Annotated in this window: 11 protein-coding genes; 4 read left to right on the top strand and 7 right to left on the bottom strand. The window is 61.5% G+C overall.

Going from position 1 to position 23,393, the window contains the following annotated elements; genetic code table 11:
- Nucleotides 1-104: 104 nt before the first annotated feature.
- From ACM6JQ_RS24835 to ACM6JQ_RS24815, 5 genes are all read right to left on the bottom strand, one after another.
- On the bottom strand, nt 105-329 hold the full coding sequence (locus tag ACM6JQ_RS24835; RefSeq protein ID WP_003226665.1) for an MbtH family protein: 225 nt from the start codon (nt 327-329) through the stop codon (nt 105-107).
- An 83-nt stretch (nt 330-412) separates the two neighbouring features.
- Nucleotides 413-1,825, bottom strand: a complete 1,413-nt coding sequence (locus ACM6JQ_RS24830) for an aspartate aminotransferase family protein (RefSeq protein WP_414894816.1) — start codon at nt 1,823-1,825, stop codon at nt 413-415.
- 142 nt (nt 1,826-1,967) lie between these two features.
- Nucleotides 1,968-2,453, bottom strand: coding sequence for a GNAT family N-acetyltransferase (locus ACM6JQ_RS24825; RefSeq protein ID WP_007908713.1), 486 nt, complete (start codon nt 2,451-2,453; stop codon nt 1,968-1,970).
- A gap of 128 nt (nt 2,454-2,581) precedes the next feature.
- Complete coding sequence (locus ACM6JQ_RS24820; protein WP_095113055.1) at nt 2,582-3,904, bottom strand: ATP-binding protein; 1,323 nt, start codon at nt 3,902-3,904, stop codon at nt 2,582-2,584.
- Nucleotides 3,904-4,584, bottom strand: a complete 681-nt coding sequence (locus tag ACM6JQ_RS24815; protein WP_007908710.1) for a response regulator — start codon at nt 4,582-4,584, stop codon at nt 3,904-3,906. Before ACM6JQ_RS24815 ends, ACM6JQ_RS24820 begins: the two co-directional genes overlap by 1 nt.
- Before the next feature lie 238 nt (nt 4,585-4,822).
- Here ACM6JQ_RS24815 and ACM6JQ_RS24810 point away from each other — a divergent pair, with 238 nt between their 5' ends.
- From ACM6JQ_RS24810 to dsbG, 4 genes are all read left to right on the top strand, one after another.
- On the top strand, nt 4,823-5,515 hold the full coding sequence (locus ACM6JQ_RS24810) for a hypothetical protein (RefSeq protein ID WP_414894815.1): 693 nt from the start codon (nt 4,823-4,825) through the stop codon (nt 5,513-5,515).
- Between the two features lie 98 nt (nt 5,516-5,613).
- A complete protein-coding gene (dsbD, locus tag ACM6JQ_RS24805; protein WP_414894814.1) occupies nt 5,614-7,347 on the top strand; it encodes a protein-disulfide reductase DsbD in 1,734 nt (577 codons plus the stop codon).
- On the top strand, nt 7,347-8,228 hold the full coding sequence (locus ACM6JQ_RS24800; protein ID WP_414894813.1) for a prolipoprotein diacylglyceryl transferase family protein: 882 nt from the start codon (nt 7,347-7,349) through the stop codon (nt 8,226-8,228). The genes dsbD and ACM6JQ_RS24800 overlap by 1 nt, the downstream gene beginning before the upstream one ends.
- Complete coding sequence (gene dsbG / locus ACM6JQ_RS24795; RefSeq protein ID WP_414894812.1) at nt 8,204-8,974, top strand: thiol:disulfide interchange protein DsbG; 771 nt, start codon at nt 8,204-8,206, stop codon at nt 8,972-8,974. The genes ACM6JQ_RS24800 and dsbG overlap by 25 nt, the downstream gene beginning before the upstream one ends.
- A gap of 81 nt (nt 8,975-9,055) precedes the next feature.
- Here the strand turns inward: dsbG and ACM6JQ_RS24790 are convergent, their stop codons facing one another.
- Entirely contained in the window at nt 9,056-9,868 is an 813-nt protein-coding gene (locus tag ACM6JQ_RS24790) for an alpha/beta fold hydrolase (RefSeq protein ID WP_414894811.1), read from the bottom strand.
- A gap of 229 nt (nt 9,869-10,097) precedes the next feature.
- Nucleotides 10,098-23,096, bottom strand: a complete 12,999-nt coding sequence (locus ACM6JQ_RS24785) for a non-ribosomal peptide synthetase (RefSeq protein WP_414894810.1) — start codon at nt 23,094-23,096, stop codon at nt 10,098-10,100.
- Nucleotides 23,097-23,393: the final 297 nt, after the last annotated feature.

The raw sequence follows: 23,393 nt of genomic DNA, 5'->3' as shown, positions 1-23,393 counted from the left end.
AGCTGGCTTGCCAGCGATGGGGCCCTGAAAGGCAACACAAATCCAAGGCATAAAAAAACCCGCTGACTGTCACCAGTCCAGCGGGTTTGTTTTTGCCCGACCGCTTATTGCGCGGCAGCCTGCCCTTCCATCTTCTGGCGCAGGCTCAGCGGACGCATGTCAGTCCAGACTTCTTCGATGTAGGCCAGGCACTCCTTTTTCAGGCCGCTCTTGCCCACGGTGCGCCAGCCTTCCGGCACGGCTTTGTAATCCGGCCAGATCGAGTATTGCTCTTCGTGGTTGACCACAACCTGAAAAAGGATGTCCTCGCGGTCGAATACTGACGTCATGCTGGTTCTCCATCGTTGTAAGGGTGGGCTGCACACGGGGTGCAGCCGGGTATGTAGAAAGAACGTTTGGCGCGGCGAAAAATTTACAGCGCAGCGGTGGCAGCGGCCAAAGCACGGCCAAAGATTTCCGCGACACGGTCGATTTCGGCGGCAGTGATCACCAGTGGTGGCAGGAAACGCACCACCGCGCCATGCCGACCACCCAGCTCCAGAATCAGGCCGCGCTTGAGGCATTCGCGCTGAACCAGCGGCGCCAGTCGGGCAAACGCCGGCGGATGACCGAGCGCATCGGGAGTGCCGTTCGGCTCGACCAGCTCGACCCCGAGCATCAGGCCACGACCACGAATATCACCCAGTTGCGGGAAGTCGCGTTGCAGGATGCGCAAGTGCTCGCTGAGGCGCTCGCCCATGGCCGCGGCGTGCTCGCAGACCTTGTGTTCGACCAGATAACGCATCACCGCAGAGCCTGCCGCCATGGCCATCTGATTGCCACGGAAGGTGCCGGCGTGCGCGCCCGGTTGCCAGGTGTCGAGCCAGTCGCGATAGACCACCACGGCCAACGGCAGGCTGCCGCCGATGGCTTTGGACAGCACCACCACATCCGGGGTGATGTCGGCGTGTTCGAAGGCAAACATTTTGCCGGTGCGGGCAAAACCGCTCTGGATCTCGTCGACGATCATCGCCACACCGGCCTTCTCGGTGATCCGACGCAAGCCGCGCAGCCACTCGATGTCCGCCGGAATCACACCGCCCTCGCCCTGCACCGCCTCGACAATCACCGCGGCGGGCAATTGCACACCGGCCTCGGGGTCGTTGAGCAGGTTTTCCAGGTAACTCAGGTTAGCTTTTACACCTGCCGCGCCACCGAGGCCGAACGGGCAGCGGTAGTCGTACGGGAACGGCATGAACTGCACGCCATTGCTGAGCAGCGCACCCAACGGCTTTTTCGGCCCCAGGCTGCCCATCAGGCTCAGCGCGCCCTGGCTCATGCCGTGATAACCGCCGGAGAAAGACAGCACGGTGCTGCGCCCGGTCGCGGTGCGCACCAGCTTCAACGCGGCTTCCACGGCATCGGTGCCGGTCGGGCCGCAGAACTGGATTTTCGCTTCAGCCGCGAGCGCGGAAGGCAGCAGGCCAAACAGATCCTGGACGAACTGATCCTTGACCGGAGTGGTCAGGTCGAGGGTATGCAGTGGCAATTCATCGGCCAGCACCTGCTGGATCGCTTCGATCACCACCGGATGGTTATGCCCCAGCGCCAGCGTGCCGGCACCGGCCAGGCAGTCGATGAACGTGCGCCCTTCGACGTCTTCGACATAGAGGCCTTTGGCGCGCTTCAGCGCCAGCGGAATGCGCCGCGGATAACTGCGGGCGTTGGATTCCTGCCGGGCCTGCCGGGCCAGCAATGGCGATTCATTGAACTGGTACAACGTTTCGGCCGGCGCCGAAGTAACCCGGGCCGACGACTCTTCGATAAGGCTGGTGGCGACTGACATCTCTCGACCCCTCAATTGGCTATGGATAGTGACCAAAACAGCACACCGGACAGGTGCGCATTCCGATCGCGGGGCGCACTTGCAGGTTTTCCTGTTCTGGAAACGCTTAAGGGGCCTGAGGATTTAGCCCGTGATCGAGTTGTCAGCCCGGCAATGCCAACGGCTTGCGCATGGGCAGGCTCTGCAAGCCTTGGTATTCGAGGGGCGGCGCTGACTTGTGATAGCCCAGACGCCGATAAAATGCCTGGCCGGTGTACGTGCTGTTGAGATCAGCGTGAGAACCACCGCGAACCCGTAACCAGCCTTCCAGATCCTCCATCAGCGCCCGTCCGACGCCCCGGCGAAATGACTCTGGCTGGACGTAACACAGCAAAATGTCGCCGCTGGCCCGAGCCATGCCGACACCGACCGGTTTGTCCGCCAGCAACGCGATACACAGATAGAAGTGCGGGTCGGCGAGCCGGGCACTGATGAAGTCGGCGGATTGCAGGCCGATCCATTGGCTGACGAGTGACGGATCGTTACGGTGATCGAGCGCACAACCGATGCGGATCGAACGTTCGATGATGCGACTGATGATACCGGCGTCGGCCAGAGTGGCCGGACGAATGCAGATGGGTGCTTCCATGGCGCAGTTCCCTCAATCCATTGAGTCAAAGCTGCGCTGACCTTATCCCCACCCGGTCCGGATAGCGAACGCCGAGAAGTTACATTTGATGTGTCTGGCGCGATTTCCTTCCACAGGCTGTGCTGGAATCAGACAGGTTGCAACGGCATGGTCAGTTCGACCCGCAGGCCATCCGGGCGACTGTCGAAATGCAGGGCACAGTCGCAACGCTGAACGATCGCCTGAACAATTGCCAGACCGAGGCCGCAACCGGTGCTTTGGCCGTTGCGCCAGAAGCGTTGGGTCAGGTGTTGCAGATCATCCGGCGCAATCCCCGGGCCATGGTCGCGCACGACAAAACGCACGCGGTTGCCAATGGTTTCCAGGCTCAGCTCAACCGCACAGTCTTCGGGCGTATGGCGCAGGGCGTTGTCGAGCAGATTGCGCAGCGCCGCAATCGACAGCACCGCCGGCATTTGCAACGGTGCGACAGAAAGTTCGGCCGGCAGGTGCAATTTGATGCGCAGGCGTTCGCCCCCCGTGGCGTCCTGAATCGCCAGGCGTGCCACTTGCTCGGCGCTGCATTGCGAGCCGTCATCGAACGACAGACTGCCCTCGACCCGCGCCAGCAACAGCAGTTGCTCGAGGGTGCGATGCAAGCGATCGGCGCCCTCCTCGGCCCGTGCCAGCGACTGATCGCGGGCGTTGCCATCGGTCATGCGTGCGACTTGCAGGTGGGTCTTGATCGCCGTCAGCGGGCTGCGCAGTTCATGCGCCGCGTCACCGGTCAGACGGCGCTCACGCTCGATGGTTTTGCCAATGCGCTGGAACAACTGGTTTTGCGTTTCAAGCAGCGGCTTCAATTCACTGGGGAAAGTCTGGATCTGCAACGGCTCAAGCGAGTCGGCATTGCGCCGCATCAGTGCTTCACGCAGACGGTTAAGCGGCGCCAGACCCTGGCCAATGCCCAGCCACAACAGACACAGACAGCCGAGCAACGCCACACCCACCGGCACCGAAGCCGCCAGCAGGATCGACATGTTCAGCGCCTCGCGCTCGATCTGCCGGTCAGCGGTGGTAATCCGCACATCGCCTCGGGCAAGGGTGAAACTGCGCCACGGTGCACCGTCGATCATCTGGTCATGGAAGCCCATCTTCTCGGCTTCCAGCGCTTGTTCGGGGTTGTTGTGGCTGCGCGCGAGGATTTCCCCGCGCAAGGAGCTGACCTGACAGGCCATGCCACCGGGGATATTCAGTTGTTCGGCACTGAAATGCGTGCCCTCGCCTTTGCTCGGCAAAGTCGGCAACTGTTCCAGCAGCCCGGCGACCATGCGCGCCGACGCCACCAGACGCTGGTCGAGGGAAAACATCATCTGATTGCGCAGGTCACTGAGCATCCACGCCGCCGCCAGCGCCCAGATCAGTGCAAACGCGGCGCCGAGGGTCAGACTCAGGCGCAGTCGCAGACTCATCACTTGCCTTGATCTCCACCATCGGCCGGGCCAAGGCGATAGCCCAGACCGCGCACGGTTTCGACGATGCCTTTGCCCAGTTTGCTGCGCAGGTGATGAATGTGCACGTTCAGCGCGTTGCTTTCCAGTTCATCGTTGAAGCCGTAGACACTGTCCTTCAACTGTTCAGTGGACAGCACCCGACCACGATTGTGCAGCAGCGCCTGCAGCAGCGATTGCTCGCGGCGCGACAAGTCCACCGGTTGCCCGGCCAGGGTGGTTTCGCGACTGCTCGGGTCGTAGGTCAGCGCGCCGTGCTCGATCAGGTTGACGCTGCGCCCGGCGACCCGGCGCAACAGGGTTTGCAGACGGGCGAACAGTTCACGCAGATCGAACGGTTTGAGCAGGTAATCGTCAGCCCCGGCCTGCAAACCATCGACGCGGTCGGTGACCGAGTCGCGCGCGGTCAGGATCAGCACCGGAATTTCCAGGCCACTCTGCCGCAGTTGTTGCAGCAACTTGAGGCCATCTTCGTCGGGCAGGCCGAGATCGAGCACCATCACGTCGAATTCGGCCACCTTGAGCATCGCCCGCGCCTTCGACGCGGTGTTGACGTGCTCAACGGTCAAACCCTGAGCCGTGAGGCCGGCAACGATCCCGCTGGCAATCAGCTCATCGTCTTCGCAAACCAGTACGTGCATGGGTGCTCCGTGGATAAAAAAGGCGAGTGAAGCAGGCGAGGATTAAGCGGCAATTATGGCCGTCACCGGCGCTTACGGAAAGCCGGGCAAAAACATCGGGGCGCCACCTGTTGCAGGGCCTCACCCGGCGCTGAAACTTTCCCACTAATAAAGAAACAGTTTCTCCCTATGTAATAACCCTTCGATCATTTAGTTTTCGACTGGCAACCACCAACAACTTTAAAGGGACTTAATAAACATGCCTCAACTAAAAAACTTCGTCGCGCTCGATTGGCGCTCCGGCCCCGACCGTATTTATTTCTTCTTCAAGGACAGCGACACCTATTCCCGATTCGATCTCGGTGACAATAAGGTATCCGCCAACTATCCCGCATCGGTCGGCGATAGCTGGGACACCTTTGGCCCCCATGCCAAAGACTTGCGTTTCGGCCTGACAACCACTTCATTCGGCTGGAACACCTCGTCAGATGAAGATATTGCCTGGTTGTTTTTCTATCAGGGCATCACACCCGTGGTGTGTAAATATAATCAAGACAAAGACAAGGTCGATGCCTTTTATAAAGTTGCCGATTCGATCTGGAAGCCGATATTGCCCTACTTCGACAAGATCATCGCCGGCACCTGGTTCCAACTGACCGGTCACCCGTTTCTATTCAGGTTCATCCTCAACGACGGACACTATCTATCGTTTAACTACAAGGCAAAGACCCTGACCTACAAATCCTTCGGGGATTATCGGCTGGGCGCGCTGAAACCGTACAAGGACCGCATCATCACGGCAGCGCAAAATGACCGGACTTTGGCCGACAGCTACTGGTACATCTTCCTGACCGACAACCAATACCTGACTTACAACATTCAGTCCGACCGTCTGGTCTCCGGACCGAAAACCATTAATGACGCGAACTGGCCGGGACTGCTGCGCGGCTGATTGGCCGAAGCCCGGAGGGCCTTGTAGGATACGGTTAATTATCGGTTAATCGCCGCCGCCCATTCTGCGCCTCACTTGCACAGGGACAAGGCTCCTCCATGCGTCATTTTTTTCTATTGTTTGCTCTGCTGATGTCCAGCCTGGCCCAGGCTGGAAACAATCCATTTGAGACTAAACCGGAATTTCTGCCGGTCGACCAGGCATTCGTGCTCACCTCCGAACGCCTGGAATCCGGTGAAACCCAACTGTTCTGGCAAATCACCGACGGCTATTACCTGTATCAGAAACGCCTGAAATTCGACGGATTGAGCGCAGAGCAACAGCCCGCGCTGCCTGAAGGCGAGTCCCACAGCGACGAGTTTTTCGGGGAACAACCGGTCTATCGCCAAGGGCTGGAAGTGAAAATCCCGGCGACAGCCACAGGCCAGATCAAGGTCAGCTATCAGGGCTGTGCCGATGCCGGCCTGTGCTATCCACCGCAGACCCGGGTCATTGATCTGGGCGGCAAAGCGGCGGTGGCCGCCAGCGCTGAAGCGCCGGATCAGGCCTTGGCCAGCAGCCTGCAACAACGCGCGCTGGGCTGGAGCTTACTGGTGTTTTTTGGTCTCGGTCTGTTGCTCGCGTTTACGCCTTGCACGTTACCGATGCTGCCGATTCTGGCCGGCATGGTCGTTGGCAGTGGCGCCACCCCGCGTCGCGGTTTCGCGCTGGCCGGCAGTTATGTGATCTGCATGGCGCTGGTCTATGCGGCGATGGGCGTGATCGCTGCGCTGCTCGGCGCAAACCTGCAGGCATGGTTGCAGAATCCGTGGCTGCTCGGCACGTTCGCCGCGATCTTCGTGGTGCTGGCCCTGCCGATGTTCGGCTTCTTTGAACTGCAATTGCCGGTGGCCCTGCGTGATCGCCTGGAACACGCCTCGCGCAGTCGCAGCGGTGGCAGCCTGATTGGCGCCGGGGTCCTCGGTGCATTGTCCGGTCTGCTGGTCGGCCCGTGCATGACCGCGCCGCTGGCCGGTGCGTTGCTGTACATCGCGCAGAGCGGCAACGCACTGTACGGCGGCTTGATTCTGTTCTCGCTGGGTATCGGCATTGGTGTGCCGTTGTTGTTGCTGGTGACCGTGGGCAATCGCTTCCTGCCCAAGCCCGGCGCGTGGATGAACCTGCTCAAAGGCGTGTTCGGTTTCCTCTTCCTCGCCACGGCGCTGTTGATGTTGCGTCCGGTGCTGGAGGCTTCGTTGTGGCTGGGCCTGTGCGGTGCACTGCTGTTGATCGCTGCGTTCTGTGCCTGGAAACAGTCCGAAGGTTTTGGCCGAGTAGCCCAGTTGTTCGGCGCCAGCTCGCTGTTGCTCGGGCTGTGGGGCAGTCTGCTGGTGATTGGCGCGGCAGGCGGCAGCGATGATCCGTATCAGCCGTTGCAGGTCTACAGCGCCGGCCGCGCCAGCGCAGCGCAGCCATCGGCTCATGACGCGTTCACCACGATCAAGGAGCCGGCTGCGCTGCAACGCGAACTCGATGCCGCCAAGGCTCAGGGTCAGTGGGTGCTGCTCGATTACTACGCCGACTGGTGCGTGTCGTGCAAAGTCATGGAGAAACAGGTGTTCGGCAAGGACAAGGTCATGCAGGCGTTGAGTGACGTACGCCTGCTGCGCCTCGATGTCACTGCCGACAATGCCGCCAGCCGTGAATTGCTCAGCCGCTACAAAGTGCCGGGGCCACCGAGCTTCGTCTGGATCGGCACGGATGGCGAAGAACGCCGCAGCCAGCGCATCACCGGCGAAGTCGATGCCGATACATTCCTGCAACGCTGGGCTACCACCCGGGAAGCCAATTAATGCTGACTTTGACCCTCGGCACCTTTGCCATTGCGCTTAATCACCTGCTGCTGATCAGTGCCCTGGCGCTGGCGACCTTTGTCGGCTGGCGGGTGGCCAAGCGTGGTGGCGATAACCCCGAGTCGGCGTTGTTCAGCCTGTTTCTGCTCGGGATGCTCGCGGCGCGTGTTGCCTTTGTGTTGCTGTACTGGTCGCACTATCGCAATGACCCGTGGCAGATCATTGATTTGCGTGACGGTGGTTTCCTCGCCTGGCCAGGCGTGATCCTGCTGCTGCTGGTGGCGCTGTATCGCGGCTGGCGCCGACCGGGCTTGCGTCGCCCGCTGGGTTTTGGTGTGGCCAGCGGTGTGGCGTTCTGGCTGTTGGCGACGCTGGCGCTGAATATCTATGAACAAGGCACCCGGCTGCCGGACATCTCCCTGCGCAATGCGGCGGGGGAAACCATCCAGCTCAGCGACTATCAGGGCGGCCCGCTGGTGATCAATCTGTGGGCTACCTGGTGTCCTCCGTGCCGGCGCGAGATGCCGGTGCTGGAAAACGCCCAGCAGCAACGACCCGACCTGACCTTCCTGTTCGTCAATCAGGCCGAAAGCATGCAAAGCGTGGCGACATTTCTCGAAACCCAAGGCCTGAGCCTGAACAACGTGCTGTTCGACCGCAGCGGCCGGCTGGGTCAGGCCGTCGGTTCCATGGCCCTGCCGACTACGCTGTTCTACAGCCCTGACGGTAGGCTGCTGAGCAGTCACCTAGGCGAGTTATCCAACGCCAGCCTGGCGCGCGCCTTGGAAAACTTCGACACCCCGACCCCGAATTCGAACCCGGCCACTGCTCCGGCCACCTCTGCAAGGAAACTGCCATGCCCCGCCTCCGCCACCTGCTGACGCTGACTCTGGGCAGCGCCCTGCTGCACTTGCCGTCAGTGCAGGCCGCTGAAGAATTGCCTGCGGCGATCAAGCAGATCGAAGCCAAAGGCGCGAAAATCGTCGGCCAGTTCGATGCGCCCGACGGTCTGCGCGGTTATGCGGCGCAATATCAGAACCGTGGCATGGCCCTGTACCTGACTCCGGATGGCAAACACGTTTTGCTCGGTAATCTGTACGACGCCGACGGTAAGGACCTGAGCAGCGAGCCGCTGCAAAAACTGGTCTACGCGCCAATGGCCAAGGAAGTCTGGACGAAGTTCGAGGCGAGCAACTGGATTCAGGACGGCAACAAGGATGCACCGCGCACGGTGTACCTGTTCAGCGATCCGAACTGCCCTTACTGCAACATGTTCTGGGAACAGGCGCGGCCGTGGGTCAAGGCTGGCAAGGTGCAGTTGCGGCACATCATGGTTGGCATCATTCGCGAGGACAGCCCGGGCAAATCAGCGGCACTGCTGGCCGCGAAGGATCCGGTCAAGGCGCTGGAAGATCACGAAAAGGCTGGCAAGAGCAGTTCGCTAAAAGCGCTGAAAGATATCCCAGCGGCCGTGCAGAGCAAATTGGCGGCGAACATGCAGTTGATGGAAGACCTCGATTTGCAGGCGACGCCGGCAATCTTCTATATGGATGACAAGGGTGAGCTGCAACAGCAGCAAGGTGCGCCTTCGCCGGACAAGTTGGTGAAGATTCTCGGGCCTAAATAAGCAAAATCAAAAGATCACAGCCTGCGGCAGCTCCTACATGGAAAGCGTTTTCTGTAGGAGCTGCCGCAGGCTGCGATCTTTTCAACGGCGGTCAGCCAGGAAAGCCAACAACACCTCGGTGACAAACTGCGGGTTCTCCAGGTTGGAGATATGCCCCGCCTCCGGCACCAGCACCCACGGGCAACCGATCAACTCGGCCATTTCCTTTGTTTCCGACGGTGGTCGCGGTTTGTCCTGATCGCCGCACATGACCAGCGTGGAGGCCGCATTCAATTCGCCCAGTCGTGGCAACAAATCATCCCGGCCAAAGGTGATACGCCCCATCGGTACGATGCTTTCGCGCAGTCGATCCGAGGAGTACGCCGCCAGTTTCGCGCGAAAATCCTGATACAGCGCCGACTGCGGATCGATACCCGGACGGAAGAAGATCGGCACGACGATATCCAGTAACTGCTCGGAGATTTCGCCGCTTTCTTCAATCTGCTTGAACAGCGAGAAGTAGTACTGACGAGTCGGTTCCGGCTCGACGCCGACGTAGGTGTCCATCAGCACCAGACCGTTGATCCGTTGCGGGGCCAACAACGCCAGACGTACGCCCCACATGCCACCGACCGACAGCCCGACAAGAGTGACCTGATCGATATCAAGATGATCGATCAGGGACCGCGCCTGACGAGCAATGTCGTCCAGTGATGTGGTGCCTTCAGGCAACCGTCCCGACTCACCGTGGCCCCACAAGTCCAGTGCGATCACCCGATAGTGCGGCGATAACGCAGCGATCTGCGGTGCCCACATGGCCTGATCCCACAGGTAGCTGCCGGCCAGCAATACCGCCGGTCCTGTGCCTTGATCAATGTAATGCAGCGCTTGTCCGTCAACCGTGAAAAAAGGCATCGACCACCCCCGCGACAAAAAAGAGAACCGGCAGACTGAGCTGCCGGTTGCTGGTCGTCAACCCTGAAAATGTACGCGTTTGTACTGGTTTAATTGTGTTGAACGCGCTGACGCCATCGCTGGCAAGCCAGCTCCCACAGGTTCCAGAGTGAACACAAAATCTGTGGCTACACTCGATTACTGTGGGAGCTGGCTTGCCAGCGATAAGGCCACTACAGGCACTAGAAAATCAAAGGCCCTCCAGCTCCGCCATCAGATCATTCAACCGATCGACCTTCTCCTCGGTGATATCACTCGCCGCCAGTCCATCAATGTACTCGGCCAGCTCCTCCACCGTGCTGCACTCGAACATCGCCCGCAACGGCACATCGCGCTGCAGGGTTTTCTGCACCCGCGAGGCGATCTGCGTGGCCAGCAACGAATGCCCGCCCAGTTCGAAGAAGTTGTCGCGTACGCCGACCTTCTCGACCTTCAGCACCTCGGCCCAAACATCCGCCAGGGTCTGCTCCAGTTCATTGCGCGGGGCCAGATAATCCTGACTCTGCAACTGGCCGATCTCCAGCGCCGGCAAGGCTTTGCGGTCGAGTTTGCCGTTGGCATTGAGCGGCAGCTGATCGAGCCACAACCAGTGCAGCGGCACCATGTATTCAGGCAACTCGGCGCGCAGGCGCTGCTTGATCCGCTCCAGGCGTTGACTCGGATTGAGTGCCGAATCGGCCGCCACCAGATAGCCGACCAAGTGCTTGCCGTTGACGCCTTCCTGCACACCGACCGCACCATCGCGTACTTCCGGTTGCTCATGCAGACGCGCCTCGATTTCGCCCAGCTCGATGCGATAACCGCGAATCTTCACCTGATGGTCAACCCGGCCAACGTACTCCAGCACACCGTCACTGCGACGCCGCGCCAGGTCACCGGTGCGATACAGACGTTCGCCCGGCGCGCCGAACGGGTTCGGCACAAACACCGGTGCGGTGCGCAACGGGTCGCTGACATAACCGCGACCGACGCCCGTGCCTGCCACGCACAACTCACCCACCGCGCCCAGCGGCACCAGCTCCAGCGCGCCGTCGACCAGATAGAGCAAGTTGTTGTCGGTCGGCGTACCGATCGGCAGGTAACTGCCGCGCGTCGAGGCCATGTCGACACGGAAAAACGCCACGTCATCCGAGCATTCCGCCGGGCCGTAAGCGTTGACCAGACCGATGTCCGGGTAACGCAGCAGCCATTGGTGCGCCAGCTCCGGCGGCATTGCTTCACCGGTCGGCAGCATCCAGCGCAAGCCATCCAGGCTCAGGCGATCCGAGGCGAGCATCCCCTGAATCAGCGACGGCACGCTCTCCAGTACGGTGATGCCCTGCGCTTGCACGTGCACCAGCAAACCTTGCGGATCGTGGGCGATGGTGTTCGGCACGATGTCCACCCGTGCGCCGAACAACGGCGCGGCGAGGAACTGCCAGACCGAAATATCGAAGCTTTGCGAAGCCGTTTGTGCGATCACGTCGGCGTCGCTCAAATTCAAGTACGGCACCTTGCTCAACTGGTTATTGAGCATGCCGCGCTGCTCGACCATCACGCCTTTCGGCAGGCCGGTCGAACCCGAGGTGTAGATCACATAAGCGAGGTTGTCCGGGCCGCTGTAAATCTCCGGGTTGTGCGCCGATGTTGCCGCTGCCTGAAGCTCTTCCCACACCAGCAAGCGCGGTCGATTGGCGCAGCTGAATTCATCCAGCAAAGTCTGCGCCTGTTCAAAGCATGCTTTAGAGCAGACCAGCACCGGCGTGCGGCTCAGCTCGATGATGCGTTGCAGACGCTGACTCGGCAGGCCCGGATCCAACGGCAGATAACCGGCACCGGCCTTGAAGCTACCAATGATCATGCCGAGCAGATCGAGATTTCGTTCGGCGAGCAAGGCCACCGGTTGATCCATCTGCACACCCACGGCGACCAGTGCATGGCCGAGTCGGTTGGCATTGTGGTTCAGCTCGGCGTAACTCTGCTGCTGATCAAGGCACGTGGCTGCAATGCGCTGCGGATGCGCGGCAACCTGCGCTTCGAACAGCGCCACGTAGCTCTGCTCCAGCGGATAATCGTGGGCACTCTGGTTGCAACCGTGCAGCAGAAACTCCTCTTCCTCACTGCCTAGCAGCGGCAGGTCGGCCATATCGCCATGGAAGCCATCGACCAGCGCCAGCAGCAAACGCTTGAACTCGCCGAGCATGCGCTCGATGGTCGATTCGTCAAAGTAACGCTGGTCATACGACAGGTGCAGACCGAGGTCATCGCCCGGGTAGCACACCGCCGTCAGCGGGAAGTTGGTGTGGGTTCGGCCGGAGTCCGAGGTCGCATTGAGGCTCTGCGCGCGATCGAGTACCGACACTTCCACCGGGGCGTTTTCGAAGACAAACAGGCTGTCAAACAGCGGCTGGCCTTTCGGCAATTCGCTTTGTTCCTGGATGTTCACCAACGGCAGGTATTCGTACTCACGCAGTTGCATGTTGCTGTCGAGCAAAGCGCTGAGCCACTGACGCACGCTGCTGCGCTGATCGTCCTCAGGCATTTTCACCCGCAGCGCGATACTGTTGATGAACAGACCGACGGTACGCTGCATCTCCGGCATTTCCACCGGACGCCCGGCCACGGTGACGCCGAAGAGCACGTCACGATCACCGCTCATGCGGCGCAGTACCAAGGCCCACGCGGCTTGAGCGAAAGTGTTGATGGTCAATTGATGCGCCTGCGCCAGTTCACGCAGACGCGCACCGTCCTCGACATTGAGGCGGGTGTAGCGGTCGCCAACGACCATGCCGCCGCTTTCACCGGCGTGTTCGCGCAGGAACGGACGGTCGCTCGGGATCGGTGTGGTGCGTTCGAACCCTTGCAGATTGTGCTGCCACCACTGCCGCGCTTCGGCCAGGCTCTGACGTTGCAGCCAGCCGATGTAATCGCGATAACGCGGCGGCACGGCAAGTTGCGCTTCACGACCCTCACCCAACGCGGTGTAAATCTCGAAGAAGTCGTTCATCAGCAACGAGCGGCACCATGCATCGATGAGAATGTGGTGGTTGCTCATCATGAACCAGTAACGCGCTGCGCCGACCTTGATCAGACGCAGGTGGAACGGCGCCTGATTGAGCAGATCGAAACCGGCCTCGCGCTCGCTTTTCAGCAGCGCTTGCAGCTTCGGTTCCTGCTCGGTTTCAGCGATGGCACTCCAGTCCAGATACTCGATCGGCGTGCGACCCGGTGTGTGAATCACTTGCAGCATGTCTTCGCCGACATTCCAGCAGAATGACGCACGCAGCGCTTCGTGACGGGCGATCACCGCTTGCCACGCCTGGGCGAAACGCTCCGGGTCGAGTTCGCTGTTGATGCGGTAGCGATCCTGCATGTAGTACAGACCGGTGCCCGGTTCGAGCAAGGTATGCAGCAACATGCCTTCCTGCATCGGCGTCAGCGGATAAACGTCTTCGATGTGCGCGGCCGGTACCGGCAAGGCATCCAGTTGCGCCTGAGTCAGCTTGGCCAACGGGAAATCCGACGGCGTCAGGCCGCCGGCCTCGTCTTGCAGGCAATGGGCGATCAGGCTTTGCAGCTCACCGAGGTAAGCGTCGGCCAGATCGTTGATGGTTTGCGCGTCGTAACGCTCGGCGCTGAAGGTCCAGCGCAGCAGCAATTCACCGCCGTAGACCTGACTGTCGATGCTCAGTTCGTTTGGCAATGGCGCCTGCGGATCGTGGGCGGCACCGACCGCTTCATCCAGCGGACGGAACAGCGCATCGCTGCCGAAGCTCTGGTCGAACTGGCCGAGGTAGTTGAAGGTGACCGGCGCGTTCGGCAACGCGGCCATGCTGCGCTGGCTGAGATCATCGGCGAGATAACGCAGTACGCCGTAGCCCAGGCCCTTGTGCGGCACCGCGCGCAGTTGCTCCTTGATCGCCTTGATCGAAGCGCCCTGCCCCGCAGCCTCTTCGATGTTGTGCGGGGTCAGACGCAGTGGGTAAGCGCTGGTGAACCAGCCGACAGTGCGGGTCAGATCGATCTCGTCGAACAGGGTTTCGCGACCGTGGCCTTCCAGTTGAATCAGTGCCGACGGTTGACCGCTCCAGCGGCAGAGCACACGGGCCAGCGCGGTCAGCAGCAAGTCGTTGACTTGCGTGCGATAGGCGGCTGGCGTCTGTTGCAGCAACTGTTTGGTGTGCTCGGCATCGAGGCGCACGCTGACGGTTTGCGCGTGACGATTCTGCTGGCCGCCCTGCGGGTTTTCGCACGGCAAATCGGCGCTCGGACCGGCCAGTTGGGTCTGCCACCAGTTGAGTTCTTCGCGCAGGGATTCGCTGCCGGCATAGGCTTGCAAACGCGCGGCCCAGTCTTTGAAGGCACTGGTTTTCGCTGGCAGTTTCACCGCTTGGTCGGCATCGAGTTGGCGGTAAACGGTTTGCACATCGTCGAGCAATACGCGCCACGACACGCCGTCGACCACCAAGTGATGGATGGCGATAAACAGGCGTTGCTGACCTTCAGGGCCGTCGACCAGCAAGGCGCGAACCAGCGGACCATTTTGCAGATCAAGGCTGCGTTGCGCATCAGCGAACAGCGCTTGGCACTTGTCCATCGAGGTAACCCGCACTTGCCACACCACGGCCGCTTCGGAGACGGCTTGGTGCGTCGCTTGCCATTGACCGTTGGCCTCGGTGAAGCGCAGGCGCAAGGCATCATGCTGCTCGATCACCGCCAGCAACGCTTGCTCCAGACGATGCGGTTCGAGGGTCACGGTCGGCTCCAGCAACAACGCCTGATTCCAGTGCTGACGCTCGGGGATTGCAGTGTCGAAGAACCAGTGCTGAATCGGCGTCAGGCGCGATTCACCGGCCACCAGACCCTGCTCGGCCGTGAACTGCTCGGTGCGGCTGGCCACAGCAGCCAAAGTCTGCACAGTTTGATGCTGGAACAGATCACGCGGGCTGAAATGAATGCCCTGCTGCCGTGCACGGCTGACCACTTGAATCGACAGAATCGAGTCGCCACCCAATTCGAAGAAGTTGTCGTTGAGACCGACCTGCTCGACGTTGAGCACTTCGCACCAGATCTGCGCCAGGGTCTGTTCCAGTTCGTTGCTTGGCGCAACGTAGTCCTGACGATTCAACTCAGGATCCGGCGCCGGCAAGGCGCGACGGTCGAGTTTGCCGTTGGCGGTCAGCGGCATGCTCGCCAGCAGAATCAGGTGCGTCGGCACCATGTAATCCGGCAGTTGTGCCTTGAGGTGCGCCTTGAGCGCGTCGCGCAGTTCAGCCTGATTGGCTTCGCTTTGCTCAGCGACTTCAGTGACTAAATAGCCAACCAGTTGTTTGCCGCTTGGCGCGTCGAGGGCGAGCACCACGGCTTCGCGGATCGAATCGTGATCGAGCAGGCGCGTTTCGATTTCGCCCAGTTCGATACGGAAACCACGGATCTTCACCTGATGGTCGATCCGACCCAGGTATTCCACCAAACCATCGGCCCGCTGGCGCACCAGATCGCCGGTGCGATACATGCGCCCGCCAGCGGTAGCAAACGGGTCAGCGACAAAGCGCTCGGCGGTGATGCCCGGGCGATCGTGATAAGCCTGCGCCAGACCGGCGCCGCCGACGAACAATTCACCCGTCGCGCCTTGCGGCACCAGCGCCAGATCGGCGTCGAGAATGTACGCCACGCGCGCACCGATCACGCTGCCGATCGGCACGCTGCCGGCGCCCTCCTCCAGCACCTGCGGCGCCAGACTGGCCAGTGGCATGACCACGGTTTCGGTCGGGCCATAGGCGTTGAAGAACATCGCCGGTTTGAACGCTGCACGAATGCGTTGCAGGTGTTCACCGGTCAGCGCTTCGCCACCGGTGATGATCATCCGCACCGGCAGGATTTGGTTTTGCGTCGAGAGGAACTGCGCTAACTGGCTACCGTAGCTCGGGGTGAAACCGAGCACATTGATTTTATGCGTGCGGATCAAACCGCAGATTTCTTCCGCGTCCCACTGACCTTGTGCACGCAATACAACCTGCGCACCACTGAGCAGCGGCACCAACAGACGCTCGGTCGCCGCATCGAAGTTGATCGAATAGAAATGCAGTTCGCAGTCATCCGGGCGCATGCCAAACCGCTCGATCACGGCTTGGCAGTGCATGGCGATTTCGCCGTGGGAGACCACTACGCCTTTCGGTTTGCCGGTCGAGCCCGAGGTGTAAATCAGGTAGGCCTGATGTTGCGGCAGGCTGATAAACGGCAGCTCGCTGGCCGGATAAGCAGCGAGTGCTGCGCTGTCATCTTCCAGGCACCAGCGCGCCACGCTTGGCGGCAGATCGCCAAGGGCTTTGAACATTGCGCGATCACTGAGCAGCAGACCAATGCGACTGTCTTCGATCATGTAGTGCAGACGGTCGAGCGGGTATTCCGGGTCCAGCGGCACATAGGCGCCGCCAGCCTTGAGAATCGCCAGCAAGCCGATGACCATTTCCAGCGAACGCTCCAGTGCCAGACCCACCCGTACTTGCGGGCCGACGCCGCGCTCACGCAGCGCCCAGGCCAGACGATTGGCGCGGGCGTCGAGTTCAGCGTAGCTCAGGGTTTGCCCGGCGAAGGTCAGCGCAGGTGCATCTTTGCGCGCCAGCGCTTGTTCGGCGAACAGGTGATGGATGCACTGGTCGAGACGACGCTCACCCGGTTCGACGCCGAGGCTGTCGAGCAGTTGCTGTTGCTCCAGAGCGTCCAGCAGCGGCAATTCGCTTAGACGCTGTTGCGGATCGGCGATCAGCGCTTCCAGCAGATTGCGCCAATGCTTGGCCATGCGCGCGATGGTCGGCTCATCGAACAAATCGGTGCTGTAAGTCAGGCAGCAACCAAGGCGATGGTCGAGGTCGGTGACTTCCAGATTGAGGTCGAACTTGGTCGCCCGCGCATCGTTGGCCAAATACTCGACGGTCATGCCGGCGAGCATGCGGCTCTGCTGGAATTCCCAGCGCTGCACGTTGCACATTACTTGGAACAACGGGTTGTAGGCGGCACTGCGCGGCGGCTGCAAGGCTTCGACCAGATGATCGAACGGCAGATCCTGATGCGACTGGCCTTCGATCACGGTGTGACGCACCTGCTCGAACAACTCGCCGACCGACATCATGCCGTCGAGCTGACAACGCAGCACCTGGGTGTTGAGGAACGCACCGATCAGCCCTTCGCTTTCCGGGCGAATGCGGTTGGCCACTGGCGCGCCGATGCGCAGATCGGTCTGGCCGCTGTAGCGGTAAAGCAATGTCGCGAGCGCGGCGGTCATGGTCATGAACAGGGTCAGACCGTTTTGCGCGTTGAACGCACGAACCCGCGCGGCGAGGTCGTCGCTGAGGTCGAAACGGAACAGTTCGCCCTGATGGCTTTGTACCGGCGGACGCGGACGGTCACCCGGCAGTTCCAGCAGCGGATGTTCACGACCGAGTTGCGCGGTCCAGTAGTCGAGTTGGCGCTGACGCTCGCCGGATTCCAGCCAGTTGCGCTGCCAGACGCTGTAATCGAGGTACTGCACGGGCAGCGGCTCAAGCGGCGAATCACGGTCATCGACAAACGCTTCGTACAGCGCACTGAGTTCGCGGGCGAAAATATCCATCGCCCAGCCTTCGGTGACGATGTGGTGCAGAGTCAGGACAAAGTAATGCTCCTGCTCGGCGGTTTTCACCAGGCAGGCACGCAGCAGCGGGCCGGTTTCCAGATCGAACGGCAGATGCGCTTCTTCGTCGGCGAATTGCTGAACCTTTTGCTCGCGCACATCGGCGGAAAGTTTTGAGAAATCCTTCCAGCCCATGCGTACGCCGGTTTCGGCATGCACCTGTTGGCGGGCGACGCCGTCGACGCTCGGGAAGGTGGTGCGCAGGGTTTCGTGACGCAGGATCAACGCTTGCAACGCGGCTTCGAAACGCTCGACATGCAACACGCCACGCAGACGCGCCATGCCGCCGACGTTGTACGCCGGGCTGTCCGGCTCCATCTGCCAGAGGAACCACATGCGCTGTTGCGAGTACGACAAGGGCACCGGTTGGCTGCGATCGACCTTGTCGATCGGCGGCTGTTTGTTGGTGCGGCCGCTGGCCTGGATCAGGCGGATCTGCTCGGCGAAATCAGCCAGCTCGCTGTGCTCGAACAAGGCGCGCAACGGCAGTTCGACGTCGCAGGCCTGACGGGTGCGCGAGATGATTTGCGTGGCCAGCAGCGAGTGACCGCCGAGGGCGAAGAAGTCGTCGCGCAGGCCAACTTGCGCCAGACCGAGCACTTCGCGCCAGATCGCGGCGATCTGCTGTTGCAGTGCAGTCACCGGCTCGACGTGTTCACGTACTTGCCATTGCGGCTCCGGCAAGGCACGGCGGTCGAGTTTGCCGCTCGGGCTCAGAGGCATTGCGTCCAAACGCATCAGTTGCGCCGGGACCATGTATTCCGGCAGCTCGGCGGCCAGCGCGGTTTTCAGGCGAGCGCTTTGCTCGTCAGGATGTTCACTGGCATCGGTCGCGGTGAAGTAACCGATCAGCTGCGCGCCGGCAGCGGTTTCGCGCACTAGCACCACGGCTTGGGCGACGCCGTTCTGGGCAAGCAGACGCGCTTCGATTTCTTCCGGTTCGACGCGGAAACCACGCAGTTTGACTTGCTGGTCGAGACGGCCGAGGTATTCGATGACGCCGTCGGACGTCCAGCGCGCGCGGTCGCCGGTGCGGTACAAACGTGCGCCCTGCTCGCCCAGCGGATCGACCACAAAACGTTCCGCGGTCAACGATGGACGGCCAAGGTAACCGCGAGCCAGACCGATACCGCTGATGCACAGCTCACCCGGCACGCCGGCCGGCACCGGATTGAGATCGGCGTCGAGCACGCGGCAAATCACGTTGCCCAACGGACGACCGATCGGTGAACGTTCGCCATCGGCAGGGGTGCAATGCCAGTGGGTGACGTTGATTGCGGTTTCGGTCGGGCCGTAACGGTTGTGCAATTGCACCGCCGGCAGTTGCGCCAACACGCGGTTGCGCAGTTCGGCGGGCAGCGCTTCACCACCGGAGAATACCCGGCGCAGGCTGGTGCATTCGGCGCTCAGCGGTTCGTCGATGAACAGCGAGAGCAGTGGCGGCACAAAGTGCAGCGTGGTCACGCCATAGGCCTGAACAAGCTGCGCAATGCGATGCGGATCGCGGTGTTCACCGGCGCCGGCGATCAGCAGACGCGCGCCAGTGATCAGCGGCCAGAAGCATTCCCACACCGACACGTCGAAACTGATCGGCGCTTTTTGCATCAGCACATCCGTTTCATCGAGCGCGTAAGCGTTCTGCATCCATTGCAGGCGCTCGGCCAGTGCTGCGTGGGTATTGCCGACGCCTTTCGGTTGGCCGGTGGAACCCGAGGTGTAGATCACGTAGGCGAGGTTGTCGCCGTGCAGGTGCAGACCTGGCGCCTGGCTCGGCCAGTTTTCCAGGTGCAACGCATCCATGGCGATCACGCTGACGCCGTCGCTGGCCGGCAAACGCTCGAGCAATTCGGTCTGAGTCAGCAGCAGTTCGACGCCGCTGTCGCTGAGCATGTAGGCGAGACGATCAGCCGGGTAATCCGGGTCCAGCGGCACATAGGCGCCACCGGCCTTGATGATCGCCAACAGACCGATCAACAGTTGCGGCGAACGCTCGGCGGCGATGGCCACGCAAACGTCCGGGCCGACGCCTTTGTCGCGCAGGTAGTGCGCGAGGCGGTTGGCCTGCGTGTGCAGTTCGGCGAAGTCGAGGCTGCCACCGTCCCACACCAGCGCGGTGCGTTCCGGGGTTTTGCGCACCTGTTCGTTGAGCCGTTCCGGCAGCCATTGTTGCGCCGGGGTGCACGGTGCGACGCTCCAGTTTTTTTGCTGGTCGTGTTCGCCGACGGTCAACAGCTGCAGGTCGCCGATGGCTTGCTCCGGGCGTTCGCAGACTTCGCGCAACAGGTTGCTGAAGTGTTCGGCCAGACGCTCGATGGTGGCCGAATCGAACAGTTCACTGGCGTAGTCGAACGACAGCGTCAGGCGACCGTTACGGTCTTCTTCGCTGTGCAGTTGCAGGTCGAACTTGGCTTCGCGGCTGTGCCACGGCAGTTCTTCGGCGAGCAGACCCGGCAGACGCTTGAGTGCGCTCGGGTCGCGTTGCTGATGGTTGAACATGACCTGGAACAAGCCTTGTTCACGGGCCTGTGGGAAGGCTTCGAGCAGTTGTTCGAAGGGCAGATCCTGATTCGCTTGCGCACCGAGTGCGGCTTGACGGGTCTGGGCCAGCAGCTCGACAAACGACAGGCGCGAATCGATTTGCGCACGCAGCACTTGGGTGTTGATGAAGAAACCGATCAAGCCTTGGGTTTCCAGGCGCGGACGGTTGGCGTTGGGTACGCCGATGCGAATGTCGCGCTGACCGCTGTAGCGATGCAGCAGGCTCTGGAATGCCGAGAGCAGCAGCATGAACGGCGTCGCTTGTTGCGCTTGCGCGGTGTTGCGGATCGCCTCGCTGAGGTGCGCGCCCAAACGCACGGTGTGGCGCGCGGCACTGTGGTTTTGTTGGGTCGAGCGCGGATGATCAGTGGCCAGTTCCAGGGTCGGATGTTCGTCACCCAACTGCGTTTTCCAGTACGCCAGTTGCCGCTCGCCCTCGCCCTGCGCCAGCCATTGGCGCTGCCAACTGCCGTAGTCGGCGTACTGGGTTGGCAGCGGCGCAAGGGTCGCGGTCGCGCCCTGCGAAGCGGCGGCGTACAGGCGCGAAAATTCGTCGATCAATACGTTCAGCGACCAGCCGTCGGCTATGATGTGGTGCAGCGTCACCAGCAGTTGGTGATCTTCGTCGTCGAGACGCACCAGCGTCACCCACAGCAGCGGGCCTTTCTCCAGGTCGAACCGGGTGCGCGCTTCATCTTCGCGGATCTGTTGCGCACGGGCCTCGCGCTCATGGGCCGGCAGGTCGCTGATGTCGATCAGTTGCAGATTGAATTCGGCGGCGGCAGCGACTTGTTGCAGGGCCACGCCGTCGCGTTCGAAGAAGCGTGTGCGCAGGGATTCGTGGCGCTCGATCAATTGCTGGAAGCTGGCGCGCAAGGCGTCTTCGTCCAGTTCGCCGCGTAAACGCAGGGCACCGGGAATGTTGTAGGCGCTGCTCTGCGGGTCGAGTTGCCAGGTGATCCACAGACGGTTTTGCGCCAGCGATTGTGGCATTGGCTCGGAGCGCGACAACGCAATGATTGCGCCTTGGGCGCTGCCGCCGTCCTGTTGCTGTTGCGCCACGGCAGCAGCGAATGCCGACAGTGTCGGGGCTTCGAAGAGCAGACGCAGGCTCAGCTCAAGGCTGAGTTCTTCGCGAACCCGGGCGATCACTTGCGTGGCGGCGATCGAGTTGCCGCCGAGCAGGAAGAAGTGATCGTCGGCGTTGACCTGTTTGACGTTGAGTTGTTCGGCCCAGATGTTGCCGATCAACGCTTCGAGTTCGGAGGCGCTGGTGGCCGACTCTGCGGTTTCGGCTGTGGTCGACGGGAACACCGCGTAGCTATCGAGGCTGCCATCGGCCAGACGATTGCGGCACGCCGAACGCTGTAATTTGCCGCTGGAGGTTTTCGGCAAGGCGCCTGGATTGAGCAGTACAACGACGCTTGGTGCCTCCTGATACGCCTCGGCTACCGCTTGGCGGATCGCTTTGATCAAGGCTTCCGGCGGCAGGATTTTTTGCACGCTGCGGCTGATTTCCGCGGCGATGCCGATGCCTTCTTCGCCATTCTGATTGATCGCGAATGCAGCGACGCGGCCCTTGCGCACCACTTCCACTTCGTTCTCGACGGTCTTCTCGATGTCCTGCGGATAGAGGTTGTGGCCGCGCACGATGAGCATGTCTTTCAGGCGCCCGGTGATGAACAGTTCGCCGTTGCGGACGAAGCCCAGGTCACCGGTACGCAGCCAGGTGCGGCCGGCATGCTGGACAAACGTCTTGGCGCTGGCTTCCGGGTTGCGCCAATAGCCGAGGGCGATGCTCGGACCCGTAGCCCAGACTTCGCCGACAGCATTGTCGGCCAGCGCTTCGAGGGTATTGGGTTCGACGATCAGCACGGCGTGTTCCGGCTGGCTGATGCCGCAGCTCATGATCGGGCTGCCCTCACCCGGCTCCGCACGGTTTTGCGCCAGCGCCTGATCGTCCACGCGCAGCGCCGGGATGCCGGTGCCGCGCGGGGTGCCGGCGACGAACAATGTGGCTTCGGCCAGACCGTACGAGGCCATGAAACTGTCTGCGCTGAAGCCGCACGCAGTGAACTTCTCGGCGAAGCGCTCGAGGGTGTCGAGACGGATCGGCTCGGAGCCGGAATAGGCCACGCGCCAGCGGCTCAGGTCGAGGCGTTCGAGTGCCGACTCACTGACCCGCTCGCTGCACAAGCGATAGGCGAAGTCGGGCCCGCCGCTGATGGTGCCGCCGTATTGGCTGATCGCTTCCAGCCAGCGCAAAGGCCGGCCGAGGAAGTACGCTGGCGACATCAGGATGCACGGTACGCCGCTGAAAATCGGCTGCAACAGACCGCCGATCAGACCCATGTCGTGATACAGCGGCAGCCAGCTGACGATCACGTCGTCCGGATTTACATCGATGCCGAAACCGTGACGGATCAACAGTTCATTGGCGACCAGATTGCCGTGGCTGACCTGCACACCTTTGGGCAACGCGGTGGAGCCGGAGGTGTATTGCAGGAAAGCGATATGGTCTTGCGGCAAGCTCGGTTCAACCCAGCTTTCGGCCTGCGTGCGGTCGAGAGTGTCGACACACAGCAACGGCGGCGCGCCTTCGATCTGCTGCAAGGCGTCGCGCAAGTCGGCGCTGGTCAGTAGCAGACGCGGTTCGGCGTCGGCAATGATCGACAGCAACCGCTCCTGGTGATGACGCCGCGCAGATTCCGGCGGATAAGCCGGCACCGCGATCACGCCGGCGTACAAGCATCCAAAGAAGGCCGCGACGTAATCCGGGCCGCTGGGAAACAACAGCACCGCGCGGTCGCCGAATTCGGCTTCGACCTGCAATGCGGCCGCAATAGTTCGCGCGCGCTCATCCAGTTCGCGATAACTGAGTACCACAGCCTGCTCTTCGCTTTCGGCAAGAAAACGCAAGGCCAGTCGATCCGGCGTCAGGGCCGCGCGGCGCTGAAGGGCTTGGACCAGGGTGCTGGGGAGTTCGAACGCGTCGGTCATGAGGTTTCCTGCCTGAATTCGGCTTGCTAATGGAATCGGGTTGCTGCGTCACGCCCCGCGAAGGGCCTGCTGGGCGCGGTCTGTGCCGACCGCGCAAGGCGCTGGAATGCTGTCTGGCCGGGGTCGTGCACCCGGAACCATTCACCAATGAGAACGGATGACGTCTTGAAATAATTAGTCGGCAGGCTGGATCGCCAATGGGGCCGGGGTGTGGCGGCGTGTCGCAGTTCTCACATCGCACCTTTGTGGCGCATTACTTCTCTTTCTCAATTGACAATCATTATCATTCAACATAAT

It is taken from the genome of Pseudomonas sp. IT-232MI5 (assembly GCF_949767845.1).
Taxonomy (GTDB): domain Bacteria; phylum Pseudomonadota; class Gammaproteobacteria; order Pseudomonadales; family Pseudomonadaceae; genus Aquipseudomonas.
The sequence above is the reverse complement of the archived record's forward strand: the minus strand, read 5'-3'. Positions and strand labels throughout refer to the sequence as shown.

What these genes read in the sequence shown, in the direction of transcription:
- ACM6JQ_RS24835 (WP_003226665.1), bottom strand. Translation starts at nt 329, where the DNA reads ATGACGTCAGTATTCGACCGCGAGGACATCCTTTTTCAGGTTGTGGTC.
- ACM6JQ_RS24830 (WP_414894816.1), bottom strand. Translation starts at nt 1,825, where the DNA reads ATGTCAGTCGCCACCAGCCTTATCGAAGAGTCGTCGGCCCGGGTTACT.
- ACM6JQ_RS24825 (WP_007908713.1), bottom strand. Translation starts at nt 2,453, where the DNA reads ATGGAAGCACCCATCTGCATTCGTCCGGCCACTCTGGCCGACGCCGGT.
- ACM6JQ_RS24820 (WP_095113055.1), bottom strand. Translation starts at nt 3,904, where the DNA reads ATGAGTCTGCGACTGCGCCTGAGTCTGACCCTCGGCGCCGCGTTTGCA.
- ACM6JQ_RS24815 (WP_007908710.1), bottom strand. Translation starts at nt 4,584, where the DNA reads ATGCACGTACTGGTTTGCGAAGACGATGAGCTGATTGCCAGCGGGATC.
- ACM6JQ_RS24810 (WP_414894815.1), top strand. Translation starts at nt 4,823, where the DNA reads ATGCCTCAACTAAAAAACTTCGTCGCGCTCGATTGGCGCTCCGGCCCC.
- dsbD (WP_414894814.1), top strand. Translation starts at nt 5,614, where the DNA reads ATGCGTCATTTTTTTCTATTGTTTGCTCTGCTGATGTCCAGCCTGGCC.
- ACM6JQ_RS24800 (WP_414894813.1), top strand. Translation starts at nt 7,347, where the DNA reads ATGCTGACTTTGACCCTCGGCACCTTTGCCATTGCGCTTAATCACCTG.
- dsbG (WP_414894812.1), top strand. Translation starts at nt 8,204, where the DNA reads ATGCCCCGCCTCCGCCACCTGCTGACGCTGACTCTGGGCAGCGCCCTG.
- ACM6JQ_RS24790 (WP_414894811.1), bottom strand. Translation starts at nt 9,868, where the DNA reads ATGCCTTTTTTCACGGTTGACGGACAAGCGCTGCATTACATTGATCAA.
- ACM6JQ_RS24785 (WP_414894810.1), bottom strand. Translation starts at nt 23,096, where the DNA reads ATGACCGACGCGTTCGAACTCCCCAGCACCCTGGTCCAAGCCCTTCAG.